Annotated in this window: 10 protein-coding genes; all 10 read right to left on the bottom strand. The window is 47.2% G+C overall.

Features of this window, described 5'->3' with window-relative positions:
- Positions 1-73 precede the first annotated feature (73 nt).
- Positions 74-2,050: a protein-disulfide reductase DsbD family protein gene (locus tag GO493_RS27060; RefSeq protein ID WP_157309363.1), complete on the bottom strand. Its 1,977-nt coding sequence runs from the start codon at positions 2,048-2,050 to the stop codon at positions 74-76.
- 106 nt (positions 2,051-2,156) lie between these two features.
- Positions 2,157-2,612, bottom strand: a complete 456-nt coding sequence (locus GO493_RS27055) for a protein-disulfide reductase DsbD domain-containing protein (RefSeq protein ID WP_157309362.1) — start codon at positions 2,610-2,612, stop codon at positions 2,157-2,159.
- A 66-nt stretch (positions 2,613-2,678) separates the two neighbouring features.
- Positions 2,679-3,371, bottom strand: a complete 693-nt coding sequence (purQ, locus tag GO493_RS27050) for a phosphoribosylformylglycinamidine synthase subunit PurQ (protein WP_157309361.1) — start codon at positions 3,369-3,371, stop codon at positions 2,679-2,681.
- 161 nt (positions 3,372-3,532) lie between these two features.
- A complete protein-coding gene (locus GO493_RS27045) occupies positions 3,533-4,516 on the bottom strand; it encodes a hypothetical protein (protein ID WP_157309360.1) in 984 nt (327 codons plus the stop codon).
- Positions 4,517-4,607: 91 nt separating this feature from the next.
- A complete protein-coding gene (locus tag GO493_RS27040) occupies positions 4,608-5,225 on the bottom strand; it encodes a hypothetical protein (RefSeq protein WP_157309359.1) in 618 nt (205 codons plus the stop codon).
- A gap of 11 nt (positions 5,226-5,236) precedes the next feature.
- The gene (locus tag GO493_RS27035) at positions 5,237-6,358 is read right to left on the bottom strand and encodes a tetratricopeptide repeat protein (RefSeq protein WP_198315844.1); all 1,122 of its coding nucleotides are present in this window, start codon (positions 6,356-6,358) and stop codon (positions 5,237-5,239) included.
- Positions 6,359-6,394: 36 nt separating this feature from the next.
- Complete coding sequence (locus tag GO493_RS27030) at positions 6,395-7,063, bottom strand: DNA-3-methyladenine glycosylase (RefSeq protein WP_232539130.1); 669 nt, start codon at positions 7,061-7,063, stop codon at positions 6,395-6,397.
- A gap of 15 nt (positions 7,064-7,078) precedes the next feature.
- The gene (locus GO493_RS27025) at positions 7,079-9,838 is read right to left on the bottom strand and encodes a M14 family metallopeptidase (RefSeq protein ID WP_157309358.1); all 2,760 of its coding nucleotides are present in this window, start codon (positions 9,836-9,838) and stop codon (positions 7,079-7,081) included.
- Between the two features lie 5 nt (positions 9,839-9,843).
- A complete protein-coding gene (locus GO493_RS27020; RefSeq protein ID WP_157309357.1) occupies positions 9,844-11,286 on the bottom strand; it encodes an amidohydrolase in 1,443 nt (480 codons plus the stop codon).
- Positions 11,283-14,015, bottom strand: a complete 2,733-nt coding sequence (locus GO493_RS27015; protein ID WP_157309356.1) for a M14 family metallopeptidase — start codon at positions 14,013-14,015, stop codon at positions 11,283-11,285. Before GO493_RS27015 ends, GO493_RS27020 begins: the two co-directional genes overlap by 4 nt.
- Positions 14,016-14,018: the final 3 nt, after the last annotated feature.

Genomic DNA, 14,018 nt, shown 5'->3' with positions numbered 1-14,018 from the left:
ATTATGTCCGGTTATGACACAAAAATGGCCACAATCGGACGATTGCGGCCATCTGTAAATTATACTGAATTACTTATTTGCTTTTCTTAAACGCATCCAGTCCGCATTGCAGCCAGGCGGCATATTCTTTTGCAACCGGGGTATATCCTACGGGCCTTGTCAGCAGTTTTTCATCAGGGCTGATCAACACATAGAACGGTTGTGAGTTATTCACAAAATTCTCTGTCTGCATGGTAGCAAATTTATCGCCGATAGTTTTGATCTCCTTTTTGCGGCCGGTATTGGTAGTAAAGAGGAATTGCTGGTCTTCGGGCAATAGTTTCCGGTCGTCCACATACAATGATACCAGTATATACTCTTTCTCTATTAACACCTTGACTTCTTCCTTCGGCCATACGTTCTCTTCCATTTTGCGGCAGTTTACGCAGGCCCAGCCGGTAAAGTCAAGCAACAGTGGTTTGTTCTGTTCTTTGGCCAGCTTCAGGGCAGCTTCATAGTCGTTCACCACATTTGCTTCCACGCCTTTCGCAGCATCATCACCGTAAATGCTATAGCTTAACGGTGGAGGGAAACCGCTGATCAGGGAACGGTTGGCGTATTTTGTATTGGTCACACCTGGTACCAGGTACAGGGTCATAGCCAGGAAGATCAACGCCAGCACCCAACGCGGAGTACTGATCTTCTTAAGCGGAGAATCGTGCGGGAAGCGGATCTTGCCTAACAGGTACAATACTATCAGGAAACCGCAGATGATCCATACCGCAAAGAAGATCTCTCTTTTTACCAGTCCCCAGTGCTTTACCAGGTCAGCATTGGACAGGAATTTCACCGCCATTGCCACTTCAATGAATCCCAGCACTACTTTCACAGAGGTGAGCCAGCCGCCTGATTTAGGCAGTGATTTCAGCATGTTCGGGAACATGGCGAAAACGGCAAATGGCAGGGCCAGTGCAAGACCAAAACCTCCCATACCTACGGTGAGCTGCATTGCGCCCCCGTCTGTTGACAGGGAGCCAGCCAGCAGTGAGCCCAGGATAGGACCTGTACAGGAGAAAGATACCAGTGCCAGTGTCAGCGCCATAAAGAAGATACCGATAATACCGCCAACACTGGTCTTTGCATCTACTTTGCTGGCCAGGCTGCTGGGCAGTGTTATTTCAAACAGCCCGAAGAATGACAGCGCAAACACAATGAAGATCACGAAGAAGATCAGGTTCAGCCATACGTTGGTAGAAACATTATTCAGTATTTCCGGGTCCAGTGAATCAAGGAAGTGAAAAGGTAAGCTGAGCAGCACATAGATCAGGAAGATAAAGAAACCATACAGGCTGGCATTAATCACACCTGTTTTCCTCTCCTGTGATTTCTTGGTGAAGAAAGAAACCGTAAGCGGGATCATAGGGAATACACAGGGTGTCAGTAATGCAACAAAACCACCTATCATTCCCAGCAGGAACAGGCCCCACAGGCTTTTCTTCGTGTTCTCCTGTCCGCCGCAATTGCTTACAGGATGTTCTATATCAATAGTAGTACGTTTCAGCGATTGTCCTGCCGTGGCAGATTCCTGCAAGCCGGCAGCTGCAGTGACAAGGTTGCCGGAAGCATCCAGGTTGAATTTGAACTTCACTTCTTCAGGCCCGGTCACTTCCTCGCCTTTCAGCGCCATATAATTCACCGCACCTTCCAGTTTCTTCACAGCACCGTTCAGTTTTACGGTTACCAGCAATGAAACCTTATCTTCAAAATATTTTATCTCAATGTTGTCAAACAGGGGCTCCGGCGCTTTTTTCAGGCTACCTTCTTCGGTAATGCCTGTGAGAGTGGCTGCACTGTCAACCACCACGCGCGTATTGGGCTCATCATCCTTCATGGTAGTGGAAAACAGCTTCCAGCCTTTTTCCACCGTACCGTTCAGGTGCAATATATATTCCTGTTCTCCTTTCTTCTCTGCTGTATATTCCCATTTAGCAACTGCAGGTGCAGGTTGTTCCTGTGCTTTAACACCCAGTACAGCAGCTATGAGCATAATAAACGCAAGCAAATGCTTCATATAAATAATAGGCTTTAGAGACTATGGATCATTCTAAACAATGAACGAGTTCTCGTGGAGAACTCGTTCAAACAATTGCTTATAGCGAATGACCGTTGATATCAGATTATTTTCCTCCTACGCTGATGGCAAAGTCCACATCTTTAGGTGGTAAGCACTGGTGGTCATCGCACACCATGAACTGTACCTTACCTTTTACTTTGGTAGCGGCTTTACCTTTCACAGTCACCTTCTGTATGAAGTTCACCTGGTTTTCGTAGTATTTCAGCTCGGAATCGAAGTTCTTATCAAATGCTTTATGCAGCTTACCTACTTCCTGGATCTTTCCTACCGGAACAACCAGCGGGTTTTTGCTGATCTCAAAAGAAGTGGGGACAGGACCTTCACCGGCCTCCTGTGCGTACAGGTGCCATCCGCTTTCAACTGTAGCGGTCATGTGCAGCTCGTAAGTTGTGGCATTGATCTTCTTTGAGGTAAAGTTCCATTTCACCGGGTCCTCTACCTGCGCACTTGCCAGTACGGGCAGTGCTAACAATAAGACGGCTGTTAATAATTTTCTCATACTGGTTTTTTTAATTGGTTGGCTGATTTCTATAATATGCCCTTCTTCCGGGCGGCGAAATACTGGTTAGTTATTGTTGATGAGGCTCTGGAAGATAAGCTGGCCATCTGTATTACCTAATACGTTGCTGGTAGCTCTTTCCGGATGCGGCATCATTCCGAACACGTTACGTTCTTTATTGCAGATACCTGCAATGTTGCGGATCGCTCCGTTAGGGTTAGCAGTGTCAACAATATTGCCAAACTCATCACAATAGCGGAAAAGTACCTGGTTGTTGGCAAAAAGCTGTTCCAGAGTAGCGTCGTCCGCATAGTAACGGCCTTCGCCATGAGCTACAGGGATCATTAACGGACGGCCTGTCACATCTTTGGTGATAGATGCCGCCGTATTTTCACTCTTCAGGAAAATGTTCTTACATACAAACTGCTGGTTGGCGTTACGCAGCAAAGCTCCTGGCAGCAGGCCTGCTTCACACAGGATCTGGAAACCGTTACATACACCTATTACCCGGCCGCCTTTGTTGGCAAACTCGATCACGCTCTGCATCATAGGGCTGAAACGGGCAATTGCGCCGCAACGCAGATAATCGCCATAAGAGAAACCACCTGGTATTACAATGCAGTCTTCTTTGCTGAACATGCTCAGGTCTTTGTCCTTATGCCACAGCTCTATAACTTCCTGCCCAAGGTCTTTACGCAGGGAATCTATCATATCATGATCACAGTTAGAGCCCGGAAAGGTGACAACGCCAAATTTCATATCTAATTTATTGAGTGTTACGGTCTAAAATATTATTTCATGCTATATCCGGCTATGTAACAGCTTTTGACCGTTGTACGAAATTACCGGAAAAGGCACAAAATTACTGCGCCGTCCGCACATTTCAATGGCCGTTCATCCGGTTTTAACAAAAGCAAGGGTCAGCGGCCACTGAAATACTGCATAACTATCACATAAGCCAGTGTCAGTATATGGATCAGATTAGCCACAGTATTGTTGACAATAGACCAGTAAGCGTTGGCTACAAAAAGGGAAAGGGGCAATATAGCCAGCACCCAGTAATCGGGCGAGAATTGTACATTGAAGAAAGGCACCACCATAGCTACAAACACATATACTATCAGCACATTCCAGATCTTACGGCCCTGGATCAGCATCTTTTTCAGGATACGCTGTAATAACAACCATCCCAGAATGAAGAAGAACAGGCTGATGATGATAGCTCCCCAAACCTTATAATGCTCTGCTACCGGCATATGAATACCGATACGCGGTATCCTGGTCACCAGGTCCCACTGGTCTGTCAGGAAAAGATAAGTGCCCAGCAGGTAAATAGGACAGATCAGTCCCAGCAGGGCAATGATCCATTCTGCCAGGCGGAACGGACGCATAATAAGAAGGCTCAACCAGAGTAAGAGGCAGAAAACAATTGCGGGGAAGTAAAACAGGCCGCATACTCCCAATGCAAAACCGATATTGAATACCACGTCCCTCGCAGAAGTACGGGTGTACAGAAGCGTAATACTGGAAAACACCCACAGCATCACCAGGTTTACCAGCAACCCGGGAGAGAACACATTCCAGCCCTGCCACAAGGAAGTGAACAGCATGTAGCTCATAGCGGGCAGGTAGGTAGGCTTGGCAAACAGGCGCTGGTGGTTCACGATCTTCGTGATGAGCAGGGCCTGCAACAGTAACAGTAGTATTGCCAGGGAGGTGAACACCAGCGGGCTTTTCCCGAAGATCATCACCATCCATTTTACCAACAGATCATATAACAGTCCTTCAGACCCGTCTGCCAGGAATGTAGATGGATGGATCAGGTAGTAAAACTTCACCACCAATGTATATATTAACAACAGCAATACCGTCAGGGGGTTGCCGGAACGGAAAAACTTTACCACAATATGTTATTCTCTTTTCAACTTTTGAAAGCGTTCCAAAGGTATTTTAAAGCGGGAGAAAATCAAAATATTATGAAAACCGTGTATAAGGTCATTCATCCCCAGCCTGACCATTTTCTGTATCTACTACATCTATCCTGTCTATCAGCAACTTATCTCCCTTTATCACAAAATCCATCCGCAGGGTATATAACAGGGTGACATCGATGGAAGCGCCATTCTCTGTATCCACATAATTGCTGAATGACACAGTATCGAAGTTAAAGCTGTCCTCCTCATATTCCTGGTTCAGCAGGATCAGGTCTGCATCCAGCTCATACAACCCACCCTGCCGCAGGCTGTCCTTCTTCATTTCTTCATCACACAACCTGAAATAGGCCCTCTTATCTGCTATATATTCACTGGTAAAGATGCCGGAAGCTTCAATAATGGCCAGGTAGGCCTCGGCGCTATCTGCATTCACCCGGTAATAACCGGTATCTTCCACACCGGAGTTATCCACCAGCTGAATACTGACAAGAGAATCTACTGCGCCGGAATACCAGTCCAGGAACCGGTGCACTTCTTTCTCCAGTACCTGCTGACTTACCTCCGGGGCTACAGTCCCTTTAAAAGCAGAACGGGCATCCCGCTCAGCAGCAGACCACCGGCAGGCCATGAGGAATATCAGGCCAATCCATAGCAGTAAAATGTAAAGGCTTCTTTTCATTTGTTAACAGGTCAGTTTGCGGCTATATACTTCAGCCTGTAAAAAGCCTTTTCCGGCAAGATATCAATTCTGTTGTTCCTGAACCATTCAATAAAATCTTTCCATTGCTGTTCATGCGCAGATATCCACATCTCAGCTTCCTCTCCCCCGGCCTGCGCCAGTATCCAGTAATTGTAAGCTTCCAGGTGGCCGGCGTCCCTGATCTTCCGCTGGTAATCAAACAATACGACCGACTGCAAACTGTCAGCCTGGTAAACATCCAGGAACCTGTCGCGTATCCTGTTCAGGGAAGACAGGTTGATGATCTTTTCTCCCGTTATTGCCTTCGCCATCGCCAATTCATACCTGGAGCCATAAGATAATGTCAGCGCCGCTGTCATCTGTGCCATCAGGTTGTCCAACCTGTCCTTCTTTTTAGCTTTATCGTCAAGATAAATAGTAGTATTATTCTTACAGAAACTCACGGCAAAACTTGTATCGTTGGTGAATTTGATCTCTCCTTTATATGTAGTATACAACAGCTTACTGATCTCCTCCGTACGTTTTGTGTTCCGTTCCAGGTTGACAAAGATCTCACCGTATATCATCCCCCAAACTTCCTGGTCTGAATCCAGGAATATCTTTGCAGCACGATAGTAATTGGAAGGATACATCGGATCTACCTTTATACCCATTTCAAAAAACTTCAGCGCCTTATTGTAATCATTTGCTTTCATTTCCATCAGCCCTCTTTCTACATACAGCCGTCCTGCATCAGGAAATATCTTCATTCCCTTTTCATATGTAGCTATTGCTTTTTCAGGATTCCCGCCATCATCATAAGCATTACCCAACATCTGGTATATCTGGGCATCACAGTTCTTCTTTTTTGTAAGCGGCTTCAGCAGGTCAATTACGGCTTTATAGTTCTGCTGCCGGTACCTGGCCAATGCAATCTCGTAGGTGTAAAGGTTATTTTCAGGGTCCATCTGCTGCGCTTCTTTCAGCAGTACAATAGATTCTTCTATTTTACCGTCATCCATCAGCTGTGTAGCTTCCCGGCCTTTAGCCAGGGCCTGTTCACTGATGGTCTGGGCATTTGCAGCAGAAAAGAAAAGACTGCCGGTCATAACACATGAAATAAGTATTCGCATGACAATAGTATAGGTGTATGTGTGAGGATATGTCAACTAAAGATATATATTTCCTGACATTTTACCACTTACGTACCTGTTGTCTTTCAGGAAGAAACGGTAAGGCAGCAGGGCGTCCTCTCCTGCATAATCCACCCCTATCCTGGGTGAGATCATTATCCGGGCCGGCATATAGTTATCGGCAGTGATATGAAATTCATCCGCCATCAGTGAATGTCCCGTATGGGCCGTTCTTATGCCCAGGGCTTTTGACACGTTGCCCGGCCCACGGGTCAGCGTAAAATCTGCGTTCTTCTTCCCTGTCCGCTGCAACATGGCAGGAATGCCTTCAATAGGTTCTGCTGCGCGGATCAACACTGCCTGCGGAATATCCTTTTCGTTCGTCACTATATTGAACAGCTGATGAATACCATAGCACAGGTAAACGTATGCCCTTCCTGCTTCCCCGAACATGATCTCTGTACGGTTGGTACGCCTGCCGCCGTAAGAGTGGGCGGCCCTGTCTGTAATACCTGCATAGGCTTCGGTTTCCACTATACGGGCAGTGGTCAGTATACCATCAAAACGTGTTACAATGATCTTACCCAGCAACTCCCGGGCAATGGTCAGCACATCCGGACGGTTATAAAAGTTCATTGGCAGCATAATGACAAATGTAATAAAAAACGTCCCGCTCTCAGGAGCGGGACGTTTATGATCAGTCATCCTGTTAGTCTTTATCTATTTTAAATTGTAGAGGTCATTAAACAATAGCTTGAAAGTACCATGTGATTGCGCCCTGAAAGTTATTTCCGGTCCGTAGGCATATAAAGTACCTTTTCCCACAGGTGCTGCAAACGCAGCTATACCATCCTTAAGATAAGCCTGGCCCCATGCCCAGCCACTGCGCAGGGGTTTATCTGTGGTGAACCACGCTATAGGCTTTATGCCTTTTTCCGCAGCATTACTACCCAGTTTAAATACGGGGCTGTTATCGAAGTTTACATCTCCGATGGCCGGCATTCCCCATGCAGCACTCAACGTACTATCAAATGCCACCTGCAGGATACTGCCTGGTATAAAGTATTTAGTACCCGGCAATGGCTTTTCATTTTCCACCAATGCATTGCTTACCGGCAATTCCAGGTGATAAGCCAGGTTGGTGCTGCTGCCTATAGTTATGATAGCACCTCCTGCTTCCAGGAAAGCTTTCAGTTTTGGGATAGAAGTGTCTTTTGTGATCTTTCCTAACATACGGCGATACTGCTCTGGTATTTCTTCTGATTTGGGAGGAGCCTGTCTCCAGCCCCAGCGGTTAGGTTCTTCTCCTGATACCGGCGGAATGGCTCTGCCTACAAAAATAATTACGTCGTATTGTTTCTTCAGATCAGCAGAATCAATATCCCCGGAATAGATTACGTTGAACGGGAAGTGATACTGTTCCATCATCCAGCGTATCCAGCCGGATGGCATGGACCCTCCATAGCTGTCCCACAGTGCAATGCGGGAGGCAGATACCTGCTTTGCCTTTTTCGGTAATTTACCACCTTGCGTGATTGTAACGCCCCATTGTACAGCGGCATTCTGCAATATACCATTGGCCACCGTACCCGCAGGTACATAAAAAGCACCTGGTACTGCTCCGGCTGTACCTTCCGGCAGGCGATACACTTTTACCCCGACCTTCAGCAGGTCATTCACAGTTATGAAAGCATTATTTTCGTGTGCACTTAACAGATAGCCGCCACTGGTTGCTGGTGTAAAAGCGGCCTTCAATGGTATTTCCAGCTCGCCATAGGTAAGCTTTCTGAACGGGCCGCTAAAATCGTCCAGCACGCGGTCAAACTGTACGCCCATCTGGTAAGCCAATGTCCAGCCGGCAGCATCGTATGGATGAACGGGAGGCCCACCTGGATACTGGAAGTCATTGGGATGGTCCTGCGGTTCAAACATATCCAGCACATGCGGCCGGAAAGCCTGGTTGGTCCTTACAATATAAGAATTGGCCGGGTATGATTTACCTGCTACGGTAAATGGCTCAGTAGCTTTCTGCACGGCAATTCCCGCTTTGATCAGGGCATTGATGAACCTTGTAACAGTACCAAAATCGGGCTGGGCAGAAGAAAGGACGTATCCTCTCGGGTCTCTTCCTTCAGGTGCTTTGTATACTGCATTGTAATAATTCATAGAAATATTACTACCGCGTTTCATCCAGCCATAAGGGTCGCTGCCATCATCTTTAGTGGTATCATTCTCCCCTTTTTTATAAGCAGCAGTGATAGCTGCTGCACGACTGGGCGATAGTGTCCAGGTATCTTTATTCCCTTTGTCTATAGCGTTCTTACCCATCTTATAGATATTGAACAGCACTTCATCCCGCTGACGGGCAGCATAATCCAGCACTGCATAGTTCAATGACACAGAATAATCGATAGACCGGCGGAAACGCCAGTCCGCCTGCGGTGTTACAGGATTTGGCGTGGCTCCGTTAGGTATAAGCCTTTGCGGCACTACCGGTATCTTTTCCGGGGTAGGATTACCAATAATCTCCGTCAGCAACCCGATCATATTATGATACTGTGTGGTAGTGCGCAGACCTCCGTTATACCATGTAGAAAAGCTTGAACCATTAAGACGTGTATAACCGGGTTTGTCTTCTACATTCAGCCTGTTATACATGGCGGCGCCCAGCGCGTCAATACCGGTTATCATTAAAGGATCGAAGAAATAGTTGAAAGGATCGCGGTACGGAGGTCCTGCCAGTACAGAACCTTCCGGCCCCCGTTGGTGATGATTGTACATGATCTGTGGCATCCATTCAAGGAAAAGTTGTCTTCCCATATTGGCGCTTTCCTTCATGTTCATGATATAGAAGTCACGGTTATTATCGTGCCCTATATACTTCTGGTATAATACCGGCAGTTGTTCTGTACTTCTTTTCAGCGTGTCTGCATTACGCATGTACCAGTTGGTTACAAGCTCCTGTCCGTCAGGATTGGCATGCGTCATCAGCACTATCACGTTGTCCAGGATACGCATGGTTTCAGGATCATTCCGGCTAATGAGCTGCCAGGCAGTTTCTATCAGCTGATGTGTACCTACTACTTCAGTGGCATGCAAACCGCCATCTATCCATACTACAGCCTTACCCTCCATAGCCATTGCACGCGCCTGTGTTTCTGTCAGCCCTTCTGCGCGCGCCAGCTGTTGCGATATCTGTTTATAATGCTCCAGTTTTTTGATATTTTCAGGAGATGAGATCACCAGCATATACTGATGCCTTCCTTCTTCCGTCAGTCCTATATCCGTCAGTTTTACCCTGTCAGAGGCACCTGCCAGCTTCTGAAAGTAAGCAGCGGTTTGTGTATAGGTGGCCAGCTGATAGTCGTCACCTATATTAAAACCAAAATGCTGTTTAGGGGAAGGTACTGTCTGGGCAGCACACAATGGGTTATAAAGCATGGCTACGATAAGCAGCCAGCCGGGTAAACATTTTCTCATAAGCATTATTTTTTACGGTAATCCAATGCCGGCGCGCGGCTGCCCAGCATAGCCTCATACTTGAATGACGGGCCTTGTCTTTGTTTCAGTTCTGCTTTTGCAGCCTGCAATGTCTGCGGACTGTTAAACAGATCATACGCTGTCAGCGCCAGTGTTTTGGCTGCTACCATCATACCTTTTGCGCCGATTGTAGAACCTGCGGCAGCAACGTTCTGCCAGCTATGGCCGGAAGATCCGGGTACAAACGTAGCGGCAGACATACCAGCGGTAGGCGCCACCCAACTCACATCTGCCACATCAGAAGACCCAATGCCACCAGATGTTTCAATAACAAAAGGCTGTACAGTTGATGTTGATTTGTCTATATCCGGGATATGAGATTTATCCACATAGGTAGACTGTATCTTCTTTGCAAATTCCCTTTCTGCAGCTGTGTAAGTAAATCCTCCTACTATATGCAGGTTACTGTCTACCATCCTGGACAAGGTCTCATTGGGCAGCATATTATATACACCGCCTATCACTTCATACTGCATACGGGTGCCGGTACCCAATGCAGCGCCTTCTGCTGCCTTCACCACCCTTTCCCATACATCTTTCACCACCTGCATGTCAGGATGACGCACATAGTAATACACCTCTGCAAAAGCAGGCACTACGTTGGGGGCATCCCCTCCTTTGGTGATCACATAATGGATACGCGTGTCCTGGGGTACATGTTCCCGCATCATGTTCACCATATAATCCATCGCTTCCACTCCGTCCAATGCTGAACGTCCCTTTTCCGGAGCCCCTGCAGCATGTGACGCTGCACCGTAAAAACGGAACTTGGCATTCTTGTTAGCCATCCAGGGAGCGATACCGGCAGAGTTGTCATTGCCCGGATGCCAGTGCAGCACGGCAGTAACATCATTGAACAATCCTTCCCTTACCATATATACTTTACCGGAACCTCCTTCTTCTGCCGGACAACCATATACACGCAGCGTACCTTTTATATTATGGGCCTTCATCCAGTTCTTCACACTGATGCCCGCCGCTACAGATGCTGTTCCAAACAGGTTATGGCCACAACCATGCCCTGCACCTCCTGGTACAACAGCTTTCTGCTCCGGATCTTCTGTCTGCGACAGTCCCGGCAAGGCATCATATTCAGCAAGGATGCCTATCACAGGCTCTCCACTGCCATAACTGGCAATAAAGGCAGTGGGAATACCGGCAATACCTGCCTTTACAGTAAACCCTTCCTGCTGTAATGTGCTTTGCAGTAATGCTGAGCTCTTCTCTTCCTGGTACCCCACTTCTGCAAACTGCCAGATCTTTTTGGCAATACCGGAATATACAGGCGCCTGCTGGTCCAGGCTGGCCATAATAGCCTTCTTATCTTTATTCTGTGCTGTTGCCATCAATGGTAAACAACAACAGGCAGATAGTATCAGTCTTCTCATTTGTATAATTGATTGAACAACAATTTGAATGTACTGTGTGATTGTCCGCGGAAAGTGATCTCCGGTCCAAAGGCATACAATTTACCGGCTCCCACAGGAACTGAAAAAGCAGCAATGCCGTCTTTCAGGTAGCTTTGTCCCCAGGCCCAGCCACTATGCAACGGCGTGGCTGTAGAGAACCATATCAGTTTACGGATACCTGTTCCTGCTGTATCGGCAGTAAATCTGAACACAGGGCTTTTCTCAAAGTAGACATCGTTCTTTGCCTTCATACCCCAGTTCTCTACAGCGGTGGTATCCAGGTCTGCAATGAGCAGGCTGCCGGGAATATAGTATTTGGTACCGGGCAAAGGTTTGATCTCTCCCTTGCTGTTCTTCTCTGTTAAAGCATTCTCCACAGGAAGTTTCAGATGATAAGCAAGGTTGGTGCTGGAACCGATGGTAACGATCTTTCCTCCTGATTCAAGGAACGCTTTCAGCTGAGGGATGGAAGTATCTTTACTGATCCTGCCCAGCCAGGGTTTAAACTCGTCTGTCAGGTCTTCCGGTTTGGGTGGTTTACCAAACGGAAAATTATCTTTCTTAGGTTTACCCGTATCAGGAATAGCACCACCTACAAAGATCAGCAGGTCATATTTCTTCTTCAGATCTCCTTTATCCACTTCCCGGGAATAGAGCATCTTATAGGAATAATGGTACTGCTCCATCAGCCAGCTCAGCCAACCGGCAGGAATAGAGCCTCCGTAAGTATTCCAGATGCCTATTCTCAGGGGAGCCAGAGCTTTTAGCTGACCGGGCACATTGTCTGCACTTTCTACCGTAATACCCAGTTCTGTTACAGCCTTCGTAAGAATAGCCCGAGCTTTGGAGCCGGCCGGCACATAAAAAGTACCATTGGGTGTACGCGATACCTTTACGCCAGCTGCCAGCAGGTCATTCACGGTAATGAAAGCATTATTTACGGTAGCGCTGATCAGGTAGCCTTTCTTAGCAACAGGTAGTGAAGTAGCCGGAGGCGTTTCTATCTGTCCATATGGTATCTGTGTGAAAGGGCCGTCCACCACATCCAGGATACGGTCAAACTGTACGCCCATCTGATAAGCCAGCGTCCAGCCTGCGGCATCGTATGGACGGATAGGAGGGCCGCCGGCATACTGAAAATCATTGGGATGGTCCTGCGGTTCAAACATATCTATCACATGCGGACGGAAAGCCTGCGCCGTTTTCACCACATAGGAACCGGCAGGATATTGCTTTCCGTTAACGGCAAATGCAGCCGTGGCTTTGTGAATAGCTATACCGGAACGGCTCAGCGCATTGATGAACTTTACAGCTGTAGGAAAGTCCGCCTGGCTGGAAGAGATCACATATGCACGTGCATCACGATAAGCAGGGTCCTGCATCACACTGGTATAATATTTTGATGCGATAGTATCTTCTTTACCAAAAGCAAACTCTCCATCTTCATTCTCTTCTTTGGCGGTGTCCTTTGCTTTATCCAATTTATGCGCTTTACTGATAGCATCAATATAACGGGGATAGAATGTCCAGTGGTCTGCACTGCCACGTTCAATAGCATTCTTACCCATCTTATAGATGTTATACAGCAGTTCAGTTCTGTAACGGGCAGCATAATCCAATACTGCGTAATTCAGCGATACGGAATAATCGATAGACTGCCTGAAATGCCACATCTGCGGAGCCACCGGGTTAGGCGTAGATCCTTTAGGGATCAACCGATCTGGTACCAGAGGCACTGTTTCAGGCGTAGGTCCGCCAATGATCTCTGTAAGCAACCCTATCATGTTATGAAAGTAAGGTGTTGTACGCAGGCCTCCATTCCACCAGGTGGAAAAAGTAGATCCCTGGCGCTGTGTATAACCGGGTTTACCTTCCACGTTCAGACGGTTATTCATAGCAGCGCCTACTGCATCTATGCTGGTCACTATCAGCGGGTCAAACACATAGTTGAAAGGATCGCGATACGGAGGGCCTGCCAATACAGAGCCAGCAGGACCACGCTGGTGGTGGTTGTACATGATCTGCGGGATCCATTCTACAAATAACTGGCGACTGATATTCTGACTTTCCTTCATGTTCATCATGTAGAAATCACGATTGTTATCATGCCCTACATATTTCTCATAAAGGCGGGGAATATTTAATGCACGCTTCTTCGTATCTGCAAAGCGCATGTACCAGTTAGAAACAAGCTCCTGTCCGTCAGGATTGGCATGTGTAAGCAGGATAATATCGTTCTTCAGTATCTCCATTGTTTCAGCATCCGTGCGACTTACCAGTTGCCACATTGTTTCTATAAGCTGGTGTGTACCTACTGTCTCTGTTGCATGCAATCCGCCATCTATCCATACCACAGCTTTACCCTCAGCTGCCAGCTGACGCGCCGTTTCGTCTGTAAGTCCAGTAGCATGCGCCAGTTGCCGGGATATTTCTTTATAGCGGGATAGTTTCTGCAGGTTCTCCGGGCTGGAAACGATCAGCATATATTGATGCCTGCCTTCTTCTGTTAAACCAATATCTACCAGTTCAGCGCGATCTGATTCCGCCAGTTTCTTAAAATAGGCTTCTGTCTGCGTATATGTAGCCAGTTGATAATCGTCGCCAATATTAAAGCCGAAATGTTCTTTGGGCGATGGTACCGTTTGCGCATGGGTAGCTGACAGATATGCTATCAACAGTCCCAGTATGCCGTAGAATTTTCTTTTCATGAA

This window comes from Chitinophaga tropicalis, from assembly GCF_009758205.1.
Taxonomy (GTDB): Bacteria; Bacteroidota; Bacteroidia; order Chitinophagales; family Chitinophagaceae; genus Chitinophaga; species Chitinophaga tropicalis.
Note: the sequence above shows the minus strand (reverse complement) of the source record. Positions and strands in the feature narration are given on the sequence as shown.

Coding starts and splice junctions, on each gene's coding strand:
- GO493_RS27060 (WP_157309363.1), bottom strand. CDS start 2,050: ATGAAGCATTTGCTTGCGTTTATTATGCTCATAGCTGCTGTACTGGGT.
- GO493_RS27055 (WP_157309362.1), bottom strand. CDS start 2,612: ATGAGAAAATTATTAACAGCCGTCTTATTGTTAGCACTGCCCGTACTG.
- purQ (WP_157309361.1), bottom strand. CDS start 3,371: ATGAAATTTGGCGTTGTCACCTTTCCGGGCTCTAACTGTGATCATGAT.
- GO493_RS27040 (WP_157309359.1), bottom strand. CDS start 5,225: ATGAAAAGAAGCCTTTACATTTTACTGCTATGGATTGGCCTGATATTC.
- GO493_RS27035 (WP_198315844.1), bottom strand. CDS start 6,358: ATGCGAATACTTATTTCATGTGTTATGACCGGCAGTCTTTTCTTTTCT.
- GO493_RS27030 (WP_232539130.1), bottom strand. CDS start 7,063: ATGACTGATCATAAACGTCCCGCTCCTGAGAGCGGGACGTTTTTTATT.
- GO493_RS27025 (WP_157309358.1), bottom strand. CDS start 9,838: ATGAGAAAATGTTTACCCGGCTGGCTGCTTATCGTAGCCATGCTTTAT.
- GO493_RS27020 (WP_157309357.1), bottom strand. CDS start 11,286: ATGAGAAGACTGATACTATCTGCCTGTTGTTGTTTACCATTGATGGCA.
- GO493_RS27015 (WP_157309356.1), bottom strand. CDS start 14,015: ATGAAAAGAAAATTCTACGGCATACTGGGACTGTTGATAGCATATCTG.